This window comes from Actinophytocola sp., assembly GCF_036555685.1.
Taxonomy (GTDB): domain Bacteria; phylum Actinomycetota; class Actinomycetes; order Mycobacteriales; family Pseudonocardiaceae; genus Actinophytocola.
On sequence record NZ_DATBKY010000299.1, the window covers coordinates 33,291 to 46,403 of the forward strand.

At 72.5% G+C, this 13,113-nt stretch carries 15 protein-coding genes; 6 read left to right on the forward strand and 9 right to left on the reverse strand.

Translation table 11 applies throughout. The annotated features are described in order from the left end of the window. Positions 1-55: 55 nt before the first annotated feature. Positions 56-235 (reverse strand): hypothetical protein, encoded by a 180-nt coding sequence (locus VH969_RS30960; protein ID WP_331980752.1) that lies wholly within the window; start codon positions 233-235, stop codon positions 56-58. Between the two features lie 102 nt (positions 236-337). Here VH969_RS30960 and VH969_RS30965 point away from each other — a divergent pair, with 102 nt between their 5' ends. After that, positions 338-1,456, forward strand: coding sequence for an MBL fold metallo-hydrolase (locus tag VH969_RS30965; RefSeq protein WP_331980754.1), 1,119 nt, complete (start codon positions 338-340; stop codon positions 1,454-1,456). Between the two features lie 96 nt (positions 1,457-1,552). Here VH969_RS30965 and VH969_RS30970 read toward each other — a convergent pair whose 3' ends face one another. From VH969_RS30970 to VH969_RS30990, 5 genes are read right to left on the reverse strand one after another with little or no spacing between them, the layout of a single operon-like run. After that, positions 1,553-2,308, reverse strand: coding sequence for an HpcH/HpaI aldolase family protein (locus VH969_RS30970; RefSeq protein ID WP_331980756.1), 756 nt, complete (start codon positions 2,306-2,308; stop codon positions 1,553-1,555). Between the two features lie 34 nt (positions 2,309-2,342). Next, a complete protein-coding gene (locus tag VH969_RS30975) occupies positions 2,343-3,056 on the reverse strand; it encodes an ABC transporter permease (RefSeq protein ID WP_331980758.1) in 714 nt (237 codons plus the stop codon). Then, positions 3,053-3,967 (reverse strand): ABC transporter ATP-binding protein, encoded by a 915-nt coding sequence (locus VH969_RS30980; protein WP_331980760.1) that lies wholly within the window; start codon positions 3,965-3,967, stop codon positions 3,053-3,055. The genes VH969_RS30975 and VH969_RS30980 overlap by 4 nt, the downstream gene beginning before the upstream one ends. Beyond that, positions 3,964-4,827, reverse strand: coding sequence for a hypothetical protein (locus VH969_RS30985; RefSeq protein WP_331980762.1), 864 nt, complete (start codon positions 4,825-4,827; stop codon positions 3,964-3,966). The genes VH969_RS30980 and VH969_RS30985 overlap by 4 nt, the downstream gene beginning before the upstream one ends. Then, on the reverse strand, positions 4,814-5,749 hold the full coding sequence (locus VH969_RS30990; protein WP_331980764.1) for an ABC transporter ATP-binding protein: 936 nt from the start codon (positions 5,747-5,749) through the stop codon (positions 4,814-4,816). Before VH969_RS30990 ends, VH969_RS30985 begins: the two co-directional genes overlap by 14 nt. A 120-nt stretch (positions 5,750-5,869) precedes the next feature. Here VH969_RS30990 and VH969_RS30995 point away from each other — a divergent pair, with 120 nt between their 5' ends. Beyond that, positions 5,870-6,733: an LLM class F420-dependent oxidoreductase gene (locus tag VH969_RS30995; protein ID WP_331980766.1), complete on the forward strand. Its 864-nt coding sequence runs from the start codon at positions 5,870-5,872 to the stop codon at positions 6,731-6,733. Between the two features lie 46 nt (positions 6,734-6,779). Here VH969_RS30995 and VH969_RS31000 read toward each other — a convergent pair whose 3' ends face one another. Both VH969_RS31000 and VH969_RS31005 read right to left on the reverse strand, forming a co-directional pair. Further along, on the reverse strand, positions 6,780-7,469 hold the full coding sequence (locus VH969_RS31000) for an SDR family NAD(P)-dependent oxidoreductase (protein ID WP_331980768.1): 690 nt from the start codon (positions 7,467-7,469) through the stop codon (positions 6,780-6,782). After that, on the reverse strand, positions 7,469-8,242 hold the full coding sequence (locus VH969_RS31005; RefSeq protein ID WP_331980770.1) for a tyrosine-protein phosphatase: 774 nt from the start codon (positions 8,240-8,242) through the stop codon (positions 7,469-7,471). Before VH969_RS31005 ends, VH969_RS31000 begins: the two co-directional genes overlap by 1 nt. Before the next feature lie 102 nt (positions 8,243-8,344). On the opposite strand from VH969_RS31005, the gene VH969_RS31010 reads away from it, so the two are divergent. Both VH969_RS31010 and VH969_RS31015 read left to right on the forward strand, forming a co-directional pair. Beyond that, positions 8,345-9,529 carry a CynX/NimT family MFS transporter gene (locus VH969_RS31010; protein WP_331980772.1) on the forward strand — a complete coding sequence of 395 codons (1,185 nt, stop codon included), beginning with the start codon at positions 8,345-8,347 and terminating at the stop codon, positions 9,527-9,529. A gap of 9 nt (positions 9,530-9,538) precedes the next feature. Next, positions 9,539-10,303, forward strand: coding sequence for an NAD-dependent epimerase/dehydratase family protein (locus tag VH969_RS31015; protein WP_331980774.1), 765 nt, complete (start codon positions 9,539-9,541; stop codon positions 10,301-10,303). 1 nt (position 10,304) lies between these two features. On the opposite strand, the gene VH969_RS31020 is transcribed toward VH969_RS31015, so the two are convergent. Next, positions 10,305-11,165, reverse strand: a complete 861-nt coding sequence (locus VH969_RS31020; RefSeq protein ID WP_331980776.1) for an SDR family NAD(P)-dependent oxidoreductase — start codon at positions 11,163-11,165, stop codon at positions 10,305-10,307. A gap of 77 nt (positions 11,166-11,242) precedes the next feature. Between VH969_RS31020 and VH969_RS31025 the strand changes: the two genes are divergently transcribed. Together VH969_RS31025 and VH969_RS31030 are read left to right on the forward strand one after the other, a co-directional pair. Then, positions 11,243-11,812 carry a TetR/AcrR family transcriptional regulator gene (locus tag VH969_RS31025; RefSeq protein ID WP_331980778.1) on the forward strand — a complete coding sequence of 190 codons (570 nt, stop codon included), beginning with the start codon at positions 11,243-11,245 and terminating at the stop codon, positions 11,810-11,812. Then, the gene (locus VH969_RS31030; protein ID WP_331980780.1) at positions 11,809-13,113 is read left to right on the forward strand and encodes a type I glutamate--ammonia ligase; all 1,305 of its coding nucleotides are present in this window, start codon (positions 11,809-11,811) and stop codon (positions 13,111-13,113) included. The genes VH969_RS31025 and VH969_RS31030 overlap by 4 nt, the downstream gene beginning before the upstream one ends.

Below are 13,113 nucleotides of genomic sequence, written 5' to 3' on the forward strand. Positions count from 1 at the left end.
GGCGCCCGCCTCGTCCGGTCCGGTCGCTGGGCGGGCGGAGGGGGATCGCGGCGGGTCAGGCCGGTTCGGCAAGCACGAACGCGACGCTGCTGTTCGCACACCTGGTGGGCACTTCCTGGCCCTGGTCACCCAGCCCGAGGTCACCTTCCAGGGTGGAAATCCGTTGCTGCTGACGACCCAGGGTGAGTTCGTCATCAAGAACCTCATCCTGCTGAGTGCCGTCCTGGTTCTCCACGGTCGGTTCTACCGCCGCGGACGGAGCTGACCGGGGATCTCTCAGTCCGTCCTCAGGAAGACGCGGGCACTATCGAAGCAGGACCGAAGGGACGGACACGACATGCGGCTCAACGACGTGGTGCGACGCTCGGCACTCCTGGTGCCGGTGGGTGCCGGGGCGGCGCTCATGCGAGCAGGCTGGCAGGTGCCTGCCGCGATCGGGGGTCGGCCGCAGGGTGCGCGGCTCGCGCGGATGCGGCGGTCGCCGCACTACCGGGACGGCCAGTTCCACAACACGGTCCCGGCCAGCATCGCCCCACCCTCGAGTGGGCCCGAGATCTTCCGCGAGATGGTGTTCGGCAAGGAGTTACGAAAGCCGGCCCAACCCGTTCCGCTGGTGGTGCCGTCGTTCGACGCACCGCCGGCGGACGGGCTGCGCGTGACGTGGCTGGGCCACGCCACGGTCCTCGTCGAGCTCGAAGGCCGGCGGCTGCTGTTCGACCCGGTGTGGAGCGAACGCGTGTCGCCGTCCTCTGTGGTCGGTCCGCGCCGGCTCCACCCGGTGCCGATCGCGCTGGAGGACTTACCGCCCATCGACGCGGTGGTAATCTCGCACGACCACTACGACCACCTGGACATGCCCACGATCCGGCGCGCCGCGGCCTTGTGGCCGGCCGCGCGTTTCGTGGTCCCGCTGGGCGTGGGCGCACACCTGGAACGCTGGCACATCCCCGCGTCCCGGATGGCCGAGCTGGACTGGACCGAGCAGACGACGATCGGCGACCTGACCCTGATCGCGACGGCGGCCCGGCACTTCTCGGGCCGGCTGCGCCCCGGCGGCAACGGCACGCTGTGGGCGTCCTGGGTCGTGGCGGGCCGGGAGCGCCGGATCTTCTACACCGGCGACTCGGGCTACTTCGACGGGTACCAGGAGATCGGCGAGGAGCACGGACCGTTCGACATGACGTTCATCCAGATCGGTGCGTACTCGCCGTACTGGCCGGACATCCACATGACGCCGGAGGAGGGCGTGGCCACGCACAAGGCGGTTCGCGGCGGCGTTCTGGTGCCCGTGCACTGGGGGACGTTCAACCTGGCCCCGCACGCGTGGTCGGAGCCCGTCGAGCGGCTTGTCAAGGCTGCGGCGGTGGAGGATGTTCGGGTTTCGGTTCCCCGGCCGGGGGAGTCGCTCGGCGCCGAGTCGGTGGTGGACGAGGCTTGGTGGCGGGTGATTGCCTGATGCTTCTCGGCTGACGGTTGATGTGGTTCCCGGGCCGGGTGAGGCCGGGGTGGCAGGTCGGCGGCCCACCCATCATCTGGTGCGCCAAAGTCACGATCAGTACGTCTCTGCGCGGGCGTCCTTCAGGTGCCCTCGCGCCGCCTGCTCCAGGTGGTTCAGGTCCGAGGCGATCGAGGCGAAGGTGTAGCCCTCCGCCAGCCGGCGGGCGGCGGTCTCGCCGTTCGGGGTGTGGATGCCGGCCGCGATGCCTGCTTTCCGGGCCGCCTCGCGGATGCGGGTCACGGCAGCGTCGAACTCGACCGAGACCGCTGGGTCCATCGGGTACGCGCCGCCCACGGCGAGGCTCAGGTCCGAGGGGCCGACATAGACGCCGTCCAGTCCCGGGGTCGCGCAGATGGCGTCTACTTCGGACAGAGCCGACGGCGTCTCGATCATCGCGATGACCACGTTCATCTCGTTCGCCTCGGTAGGGCGCAAGCCGGAGCGGTTGGCGGCGAACGAACGCCGGCCCAGGGGTGGGTACCGGACGGAGGCGACCGCCTTCGCCGCGTCCGCCGGTGTCTCGATCAACGGAACGATCACGCCCGCGGCGCCGGCGTCGAGGGCCCGGCCGATCGGGGTGATGTCGTTGGCCTCCACCCGCACGATGCCCACTGCCCCGGCCGCGGAGCCGATCGCCATCAGGGCGTGCAGGATGCCCGAGTACCCGAGGTAGCCATGTTGCCCGTCCAGGCACACGTAGTCGTACCCGAGCCGCGCGATCCGCTCCGTCGCCACGGGGGCATCCAGTGCGCACCAGTAGCCCACCACGGGCTCCCGCCTGCGCAACCGGGCAGCGAAATCGGCGGACATCGCGGACCTCCTGGGTGATCGACCGCGACCCAGGCTAGTTGGCCTCTCCGGTGAGCGCGAACGACCGCAGCCGCTGCGTCGCGCCGACCGTGCCCACCACCACGAACAGCACCGCCATCACCAGCGCCGTGCTCAACGACACGGTCGAGTCCAGCAGCGGCGTGTTGCCGACCGTGTCGGCGAGCGTCGTCGCGTGCTCGCGGACGCTGAACACCCGCGCCCCGTCCACGAAGCTGACCAGCACGTTCTCCCACAGCATGATGTACACGAGGCCGACGGCGACCGGACGTTTCGTCAGCACACTCAGCGCCAGAAACAGCGCGCAGTACTCCAGCGCCCCGAGCGCGGCGGCCAGCACGAGCCCGACCGCGAACGTCGCCGAGCCCGCGATCAGCGCGGCCACCGCCAGCGGCACGCCGGTGGCGACCGTCGTCACCACCCACGCCACGGCCAGCTTCGACAGCACGATCTCGCTGCGCGGCAACGGCTTGGTCAGCAGGTGCGTGATCGTGCCGTCGTCGATCTCCAGGCCGAGCACGCTGCTGCCCACGATCAGCGCGGTCAGCGGCAGGATCACGCTCAGCCCGAGGTTGCCGAACACGGTCGGCCCCCAGTCGGGGTCGGACACGTCGGCGGAGACGCCGATCAGGGTCAGCCCGATCAGCACGATCGGCATGGGCAGCAGGAGCAGCACCCGCTTGCGGCCCAGCAGGGCGCGCACGGTGAGGCCGATGATCGTCAGGTTCATGTCGCCACCAGGTAGGAGAAGACCTTCTCGAGGGACTCGTCGGCCGGCAGGACGCTCGTCAGCCGGATGCCGGACGACCTGGCCTGCTTCGCCAGCGTCCGGGTGAACGTGCCGTAGTCGTTCGCGTGCACCTGCAGCGTCCCGTCCTCGACGCGGACCCCGGTGACCGACTCCTGTCCCATGAGGACGGTCGCGAGCGCACGGTCGTCGGAGGAGGAGATGGTGAACACGTGCGGCCGGTTGGTCATCAGCCGCCGGATGTGCCGGTAGTCGCCCGACGCGGCCAGCCGGCCGGCGACGATCACCTGCACGGTCCCGGACAGCTGCTCGACCTCCTCAAGGATGTGTGAGCTGAACAGGATCGTCCGGCCCTCCTGCTCGGCCATCCGGTGCAGCAGCTCCATCATGTGCAGCCGCTGCCGCGGGTCCATGCCGTTGAACGGCTCGTCCAGCAGCAGCACGCGCGGGTCGTGCACGAGCGCCGCCGCGACGCGGGTGCGCTGGCGCATCCCCTTGGAGTACGTGCCGATCCGCCGGTCCTGCGCGTCGGTCATCTCGACGATCTCGAGCGCCCGGCGCGCCGCGTCCGCCGGCGAGCGGAGCTTGTGCAGCTTGGCCGACGCGAGCACGAACTGCCACGCGGTCAGGAACCCCGGCACGCTCTCGCGCTCGGTGACCAGGCCAAGCGTCCTGTACATGGCCGGGTTGCGCCACGCCGGGTCGCCGCCCACCAGCACGCTGCCCTGCGACGGCGCGAGCAGCCCCGCCATCAGGTGCAGCACGGTCGTCTTGCCCGCGCCGTTCGGGCCGAGCAGGCCGGTGAGCCCCGGCCCGACGGTCAGCGTCACGTCGTTGACGGCCACCACGTTGCCGTACCAGCGCGAAACGGCGGACAACTCCACTGGTGTCATGCCTGGACCCTCCGATACCGCCACACCGTGCACGCCGTGCCGATGGCCACGATCGCCAGCGCCACGAGGCCGTACACCGGGCCGTACGGGCCGGGGTCGATCGTGCCGCCGTCGAACAGCCACCGGTCGATGCCGTTGACCAGGTTGACCGGGTTGATGAGCCCGGCGAGGTAGGCCGCGTCGCCGCGGCCGAACTCCGTCAGGGCGCCGGAGATCGGGGCGGTCAGCAGTGAGACCGCGATGATCATGCCGGTCGCGAACACCCGCCGCCCGGACAGCGACGCGAACGGCAGCGCCAGCGCGGCCAGCACCACCGCGTGAACGGCTGCCGCGAGCAGGCCCTGCAGCAGCCCGCCTGCCTCGCTGAACACCCCCGCGATGCCGTCGTCGGTGCTGAACGCCATGCCCACGAACAGGATCAGCATCGGCGCCCCGAGCATCACGAACCCGGCCGCCGCGAGCGCGGCGAGCTTCGCGAGCGCGTAGTCGCTGCGCCGCAGCGGCCGGGACAGGTACAGCGACAGCAGGTTCCCGCGCAGGTCGGTCGACACCAGCTCGGGCGCCACGACCGCGACGAACACCGTCGCCGCGTAGGTGAACGTGGACGCGATGCCGACGTAGTCGATCACCTGGGTCGGCAGCTGCGTGTTGACCACGACGAGGACCAGCGCGGCCATGCAGGCGAGCGAGAGCAGGCCGAACGGCAGCACCTTCGCCCAGGCGCTGCGGCCCAGGCCGTACGCGCCGCGCACGCTGTGGATGAACAGCGAGCGCGACGCGTACCCCCTGCCGAGCCGCGGCCCCTCGTACCGCTGGTAGCCGATGTCATGGATGACACCGGTGTGCTCAGGTCCGGGCATAGCTGGCCTCCGTGGTCGGCACGTCCCGGAACAGGTCGGCGACCTGGTGCCGGTGCCGCTCCAGCCGGTGCAGCGACAGGTCGAGGTCGGCGATCGCGTCGCGGATGAGGTCGTAGGTCTCGTCGGCCTGCTCGCCGAGCCGCACGAGCAGCGCCCGGTCGTTCCGCCGGACCTCCAGCCCGGCGGACGAGAGCATCTCGAGCAGCGGCGCCGGGTCCTCGTCGATCTCGACCATCAGCAGGTCCGAATGCTGGGTCATGGCCGACAGCGACGCCGAGCGCAGCAGCCGGCCGGCGTCGATCGCGACCAGCGAGGTGCAGATCCGCTCGATCTCGCCGAGCAGGTGCGAGCACACCACCACGGAGATGCCGAACTCGCTGCCGATCCGGTGGACCAGGTCGAGCATGGCGCGCCGGCCCTCCGGGTCGAGCCCGTTGGTCGGCTCGTCGAGCAGCAGCAGCTCCGGGTCGTGCACGAGCGCCTGCGCGAGCTTCACCCGCTGCTTCATGCCGGTGGAGTAGCCGCCGATACGCCGGTACCGCTCCTCGTAGAGCCCGACGTGCCGCAGCGTCTCCGATGCCCGCTCGCGGGCCATCGCCGCCGGCAGGCCGCTGACCCGGGCCATGTGCGTGACGAACTCGGCGGCGATCAGGTCGGGCGGCAGGCAGTCGTGCTCGGGCATGTACCCCACCCGCGCGCGCACCGCCTCCCCGTCGGCGACCGGGTCCAGCCCCAGCACCCGGATGCGGCCGCCGGTCGGCACGAGCAGGCCAAGCGCGAGCTTGATCAGCGTGCTCTTGCCGGCGCCGTTCACCCCCACGAGCCCGACGATGCCGGGCTCGATGGCGACCGTGAGATCCGCGAGCGCGGTCACCTTGTCGTCGTAGCGCTTTTCCAGCGCGTCGGTCTCGATGAGCACCACGCGCCAACCGTATTGGCAGGTGCTGACGCGGACATCGGGCGCCATCCCTGATTTGTCCCCTAGGGGCCTCGGGGTTTCCGTACTTGTGCTGGAGCGCGCTCCAGCTCATAGGCTCGGGGCATGCGTCTCGGAGTGCACGTCTACGCGTTCACCGTTCCCGGCGGGCCGCCCGCCATCGGTCCGGAGCTGGCCAGGGTGGGTCAGGCGGTCGAGGCCGCCGGCGTGAGCCACCTGTCGTTCATGGACCACTACTTCCAGATGGAGCGGATCCACCCGGCGACCGACCCGATGATGGAGGGGTACACGACGCTGGGGTTCCTCGCCGCGCACACCGCCACCGCGCGGCTCGGCCTGCTGGTCACCGGCGTCAGCTACCGCCACCCCGGCCTGCTCGCGAAGATCGTGTCCACTCTGGACGTCCTGTCGAGCGGTCGCGGCGAGCTGGGCATCGGCGCGGCGTGGTACGAGCGCGAGCACCGCGGGCTCGGTGTGCCGTTCCCGCCGGTGGCGGAGCGGTTCGAGCGGCTGGAGGAGACGTTGCGGATCTGCCGGCAGATGTGGGATCCGGAGAACAACGGCGCGTTCGAGGGCAAGTACTACCAGCTGGCGGAGACGCTGTGCTCGCCGCAGCCGATCAGCAAGCCGCCGATCCTCATCGGCGGGGGTGGCGAGAAGAAGACGTTGCGGCTGGTCGCGCAGTACGCCGACGCGTGCAACCTGTTCGCCACGACGCCGGACGAGGTAAGCCACAAGCTGGACGTTCTGCGGGGGCACTGCGACGCGGTGGGCCGCGACTACGCCGAGATCCAGAAGACGATGCTGTACAACCGCCCCGTCACCGACCCGGACGCGTTCGCGGCGGAGATGCCCCCGTTCGCGAAGCTGGGCTTCGAGACGGTGATCCTCATGCCTCCAGGCGACGGCCCGGCCAAGTGGATCGACGACGTGGCCGCCCCGATCGCCTCCCGCCTGGCGGACATCTGACCGCGGTCCGGCGCCTCCATCCGGCCGCCGCCACCCCGGTCGGCGGTCAGGCGCGATCCACCGGGACCTCGGCGCGGCTGATCGACGAGGACTCGTCACCGCAGAGGAACACGATCGTGTTCGCGATGTCGCTCGGGGCGACCCAGTCCTTGCGGTTCGAGTCGGGCATGGCCGCGCGGTTGCCGGGCGTGTCGATGATCCCCGGCAGCACCGCGTTCGCCCGGATCCCGTCGTCGGCGTACTCCGCGTCCAGGGCGGCCACGAACGCGTTCACCGCCGCCTTCGACGTCACGTAGCCGGCCGCCCCGGCGAACGGCTGCTTGGCCGCCCGGCTCGACATGCACACGATCGCGCCGCCACCGCCGGAGATCAGGTGCGGCAGCGTCTGCTGGCAGGTCAGGTACGTCGCCCGCAGGTTCAGCCGCAGCTGGTTCTCGAACTCCTCGACCGGCGTCTCGTGCACCCGGCCGCCGACCTTGAAGCCGCCGACCAGGTTGACCACCGCACGCAGCGGCGCGTCCGAGTCGGCCGCCGCGACCGTCGCGCAGTCGCGGGCCGCGGCCATGTCGAACAGGTCCGCGCGGACCATCTCGAGACCGCCCTGCCGCGGCATCCGTGCCAGCTCGTCCTTGACGATCCACGGGACCACGACCCGCCAGCCCGCCTTGAGGAAGGCGGACGTGACCGCGACCCCGAGCCCACCCGTGCCCCCGGTTACCAGTACCGAGCGTCCCATCAGACCTCCAGCAGCTTGTCGCGCAGCCGTGTCACATCGTCCTGGCCGAAGCCGTGTTCGGCCAGCCAGCCGAGCACCCCGCCGTGCTCGGTGTCCAGCCGCTCGAGGAAGCCGTGCATCGTCTCCGCGCGCGGGCGGTGCTCGGCGGCCGGCAGCTTGTCCACGTCGTCGGCGTAGGTGGGTGAGCTGCGCAGGCGGTCCAGGACCAGGTCGATGCGCTCGCCGGTCGCCACGTAGTCCGCGACGACCACGTCCCGGGGCACTCCCACCGCGGTCAGCGCCATCGCCACGACCACGCCCGTGCGGTCCTTGCCCGCCGCGCAGTGCACCAGCGCCGCCCCCGGCGCGCCGGCGACCGTGCGCAGCGCCTCGACGATGTTCTCCGGCCGGTCCTCGAGGTAGCCGAGGTAGAACGAGCGCATCAGGTCCGACGGATCACGCTCCTCGGCCCGCCTGCGGTTGGTGGCGAGCGCCTCGCTGGACGCGTCCGTGTTGCCCAGGCTCTCCGGGATCACCGAGAGGTGCACGTGCCGGACGGACCCGACCGCGGTCAGCGGCGCCGGCCCCTCCTGCTTGACCTCGTTCGTGCTGCGCAGGTCGATCACCGTGGTCAGGCCGAGCTCGTCGACCAGCCGGGTGATGTCGGCGGGCGAGAGGTCCTGCAGGTTGTCCGATCGGAGCAGCCGGCGCGGCGCGGTTCGCGCGCCGGTCTCGGTCGGCAGTTCGCCGAGGTCACGGGCATTGACAGCGTTATCGAGTCGAATCCAGGCCACACAGCCATTCCAGCAGACCCGCGCGCGGCCGGGCGCGTCACCCGGACCGGGTGGAATTTGCTGGCGCCGCGCGGCGTGTGAGACCTTGGCGGAGTGACGGTCGTGAGGACTGCTAAGGAACCCCGCGCGGGCCTGCACAAGGCCCTGCTCGTGCTCGGTTTCCTGCTGATCGCGGCGAACATGCGCGCGGCGCTGACCTCGGTCGGGCCGGTCCTCGACGCCATCCGCCGCGACATCGGCCTGACCGCGGGCGAGGCCGGCTTCATCGGCACGCTGCCGCTGCTCACGTTCGCCGCCTTCTCCCCGCAGGTGCCGCGGCTGGCCCGGCGGTTCGGCATCGACCTCATGCTCTGGCTCGCGATGGGCCTGCTGGTGATCGGCATCGTGCTGCGCTCGCTGCCGGTCGCCGCGCTGCTGTGGGTGGGCACGGTCCTGCTCGGCGCCGCGATCGCGGTGGCCAACGTGCTGCTGCCGAGCATGATCAAGCGTGACTTCCCCGACCACATCGGCGCGGTCACCGGCGTCTACACCGCGGTGATCGGCATCGTCGCGTCCACCGCCGCCGGGGTGGCCGTGCCGCTCGCCGGCGTGCTCCCGGGCGGCTGGCGCGCGGCGCTCGGCTGCTGGGCCGGCTTCGCGCTGGTCGCGTTCGCGGTGTGGTCGCCGCAGCTGCGCCGGTCCGGCCGCGAGCCCGAGCCGGCGACCGTCAAGCCCCGCGCGCCGTGGCGCTCGCCGCTCGCGTGGGAGGTCTCGGCGTTCATGGCGCTGTCCGCCTGCGGCTTCTACACGATGCTCGCCTGGTTCCCTTCGATCGTGGTCAGCACCGGCGCGAGCGAGGAGTACGCGGGCTGGATGCTGTTCGTCTACCAGATCATCGGCGTCGTGATGAGCGGCGGCGTGCCGCTGCTGCTGCCGCGGCTGGCCGACCAGCGCGCGATCGCCGCGGGCGGCGCGACCGTCGCGATGCTCGGCTACCTCGGGCTGCTCGTCGCGCCGGACCTCTCGGTCCTCTGGGCGCTGCTCACCGGCATCGGGGCGGGCACGCTGTTCTTCCTCGCGCTCGCGTTCTTCAGCCTGCGTGCGGCCGACCCGCGCTCGTCGGCCTCGCTGGCCGGGATGGGCCAGTCGATCGGGTACCTGTTCGCGGCGCTCGGCCCGGTGGCGGTCGGCGCGCTGCACGACTGGACCGGCGGCTGGACCGTCCCGCTCGCCGTGCTCGCCGTCCTCGCGGCCGTGCACACTGTGGTCGGGTGGCGCGCCGGCCGGGACGCGCACGTGCGGGTATAGGGGGCGGCGGTGCGTCTGCTGGTCGTCGGTGCCTGCGGGACGGTCGGGTCGATGGTGCTGCCGCACCTCGCCCGCGCGCACGAGATCCGCGTGCTCGACCTCGTCGAACCGCGCGCGCCCGTCGAGGGCGTCGAGTACCACACCGGCGACCTGCACGACGTGGACCTCGTCGCCGCGCTCGCCGAGGGCACCGGCTCGCTCGTGTTCATGGCGATGGGCCCGGCCCGCGGGTGGGGGAGCCCGGCGACCGCCCGGGCGCACCTCGACGTCGCCGTGCCCGGCATGTACGCGACGCTGACCGGCGCGCGGCGTGCCGGGGTCCGGCACCTGGTCTACACGAGCAGCATGTCGGTGTACCGCTACCCGCTCGGCGGCCGCGAGCCGCCGCCGGACCAGCCGCCCCCGGACGACCAGCGGCTCGGCCGGTACCCCGACGAGTCGGTCCCGCCGGACGCGACCGACTTCTACGGCCTCGCCAAGCGGCTCGGCGAGGCGGTCTGCCGCAACGCGGCGATCGAGGGCGGGATGGACGCGCTGTGCCTGCGGCTGTGCTTCCCGACCGGCGAGGCCGACTGGCCGCGCCAGGGCACCGCGTTCCAGCGGGCGATCGCGACGTCCGCCCGTGACGTGGCCGCGGCGATCGACGCGGCACTCGCCCGCCGCGGCCACGGCTTCGACGTCTACTCGATCAGCGGCGACGCCCGGGAGCGGACGATGAGCCTCGCCAAGGCGAAGCGCGAGCTCGGCTGGGCGCCGCGGGACCCCACTCCCTGACCTACAGCGTGACGGGCAGGCCCACGAGGCGGGCCGAGGAGTCCCACAGCCGGTCTTGGCGCGCCATGTCCGTGGTGTGCGTGGCGGTCGGCACCTCCTCGCGGCGCACGAAGTACCTGCCGCTCACGCCCTCCACTTCGGACGCCGTGGCGAGCCAGTGCGGGTTGTCCGCGCCGAAGTCCACGTCCGGCACGAACGGGTTCAGCAGCGTGGTGAACACGCCGAACGCGCCGCGGGCGTGCCGCCCGAGGCCGGTCTGCCGCACGATGCCCGGGTGCCCGCCGTTCACCGTGATCCTCGTGTCCGCGAGCCGGCGGGCCAGCGCGTAGCCGAACATCGCGTTCATGTTCTTCGTCCGCCCGTACGCGGCGAACGGGCGGAAGCTCGGCAGCGGGCCCAGCGTCCGCGCGTCGCGGAACTGCAGGTCGTCGAGGTCGACCGGGACGCGGGCCAGCGCTCGCGGCGCGGCGCCCACGACCACGAACCGCGCCGGCCCGTCGCCGAGGCGGGCGGCGAGCGTGCGCAGCAGCAGGTACGGCGCCAGGTGGTTGGTGGCGAACGTCAGCTGCAGCCCCTCGGCGGTGACCGCGTCCAGCGGCGCGACCACCGCCGCGTTGCTGACCACCACGTCCGGCAACGGGTCTGCCCGCTCGCCGAGCGACCGCACGGATGCCATCAGCGACAGGTCCGCCACCTCGCAGGACAGGTCCGCGTCCGGGACCGCGGCGGCGATCCGGCGCCGGGCCGCGTCCGCCCGCTCCCGGTTGCGGCCGACGAGCACGACCGACATGCCGTCGGCCGCGAGCCGCCGCGCGATCGCCTCCCCGATGCCGCCCGTCGATCCGGTGACCAGTGCTCGCATGAGATCCCTCCCGTTAGGTTGACGTCGTCAACCTAACGCCTCAGGTTGACGACGTCAACCATGGCTACGATGGCTCGGTGGGTACCCGCGAGGCGCTGGTGGTGGCGGCGACCGCCCTGCTCGACGAGGGCGGGGTGGCGGCGGTGACCCTGCGCGAGGTGGGCCGCCAGGTCGGCGTCTCGCACAACGCGCCGTACAAGCACTTCGCCAGCAAGGAGCTGCTCCTCGCCGCCGTGGCCGCGGCCGAGCTGGAGCGCCGCCGCGACGAGATCGCCACGACCGCGGCCCGTAAGCGTTCGCCGGAGGCTGTGCTGCGTGCCGTCCTGCACCACTACATCGCCTGGGCGCTCGAGCGGCCGGCCCGCTTCCGGCTGGTCTTCGGCCCGTGGCGGGTGGAGTCGGAGGAGCTGACCAAGGCCGCGCACGCCGCGCAGACCGCGCTCGTCGACCTCGTCGCCGCCACGCAGGCGACCGGCGTGCTGCCGCCCGGGGATCCGGTGCGGCTGGCCTCGCTGCTGCGCGCTACCGCCCACGGTGCCGCGGACCTGGCCGCGGCCGGCCACCTCGCGGAGGGCGGCAAGGGCAACGCGAGCCCGGAGCAGCTCGTCGACGACCTGCTGGACCACCTGAACGGAAAGGGCCGATGACCGAGATCGACGACCTGCGCGACGCCGGCGTGACGATGCTCGAGCTGTCCTTTGTGGACAACGCGGGCATCGCGCGGGTGAAGGCCGTGCCGCTGGCCCGCGTCGAGGCGGCGGTGCGCGACGGGGTCGGCGCGTCGCCGTGCTTCGAGGCGTTCGGGTCCGACGACGTCATGGTGGCCGGCGAGTACCTCGGCGGCCCGGACGGCGACCTGCGCCTCGTGCCGGACATGGACCGGGCCGTGGCGCTGTCGGCCATGCCGGGCTGGGCGTGGGCGCCGGCGAACAAGATGACCAAGGAGCTCGAGCCGTTCGTCGCCTGCCAGCGGGCCTTCGCCGCCCGGCAGGTGGCGGCCGCCGAGCGCCAGGGCCTCACGCTGCGGATGGCGTTCGAGCACGAGTGGATCCTCGGCACCGAGTCGGCGGGCTTCGTACCGGCCTTCGACGGCCCGGCGTACGGGCAGATCCGCCTGGAGCAGGTCGCCGGCTACGCCACCGAGCTCGCCGCCGACCTCGCCGCGGAGGGCCTGGAGCTGCAGCAGTTCCACCCCGAGTACGCGCTCGCGCAGCTGGAGCTGTCGGTGGCGCCGAACGACCCGGTGGGCGCGGCCGACGACGCGGTGCTCGTCCGGCACACGGTCCGCTCACGCAGCCTCGCGTACGGGCTGCGCGCGACCTTCGCGCCGACCGTCGACCCGTCCGGCGCCGGCTCGGGCGGTCACCTGCACCTGTCCGTGCACGACGCCGAGGGCAACGCGCTCGCGCGGATGCGCCCGGCGGGCGAGGCGTTCCTCGCCGGCGTGCTGCGCGAGCTGCCGGCGCTCGTGGCGATCGGCGCCGGGCACCCCGCGAGCTTCCTGCGGCTGCAGCCGTCGCGGTGGGCCGGCGTGTGGCAGTGCTGGGGCCACGAGACGCGCGAGACCGCGCTGCGGATGATCGCGGGCGCCGAGGGGGCGGCGAACGCGGAGGTCAAGTGCTTCGACGGCACGGCCAACCCGTACCTGGCCGTGGGCTGCGTGATCGCGGCCGGCCTGGCGGGCGTCACAGAGGAGCTGCGCCTGCCCGACCCGGTCACCGGCGACCCGGCCCTGCGCACCGACGACGAGCGGGCGGCGGCCGGCACGCGCCGCCTGCCGACCACGGCCGAGGGGGCCGCCGACGCGCTCGAGGCCTCCGCCGTGCTCGCCGAGGCGCTCGGACCCGAGCAGCACGACGCGATCGTCACCGTCCGCCGCGCGGAGGCGGAACGCTGCGCCGGCCTCGACGCCGAGGACCTGGCCGACGCGGTCAGATGGCGCTGGTGA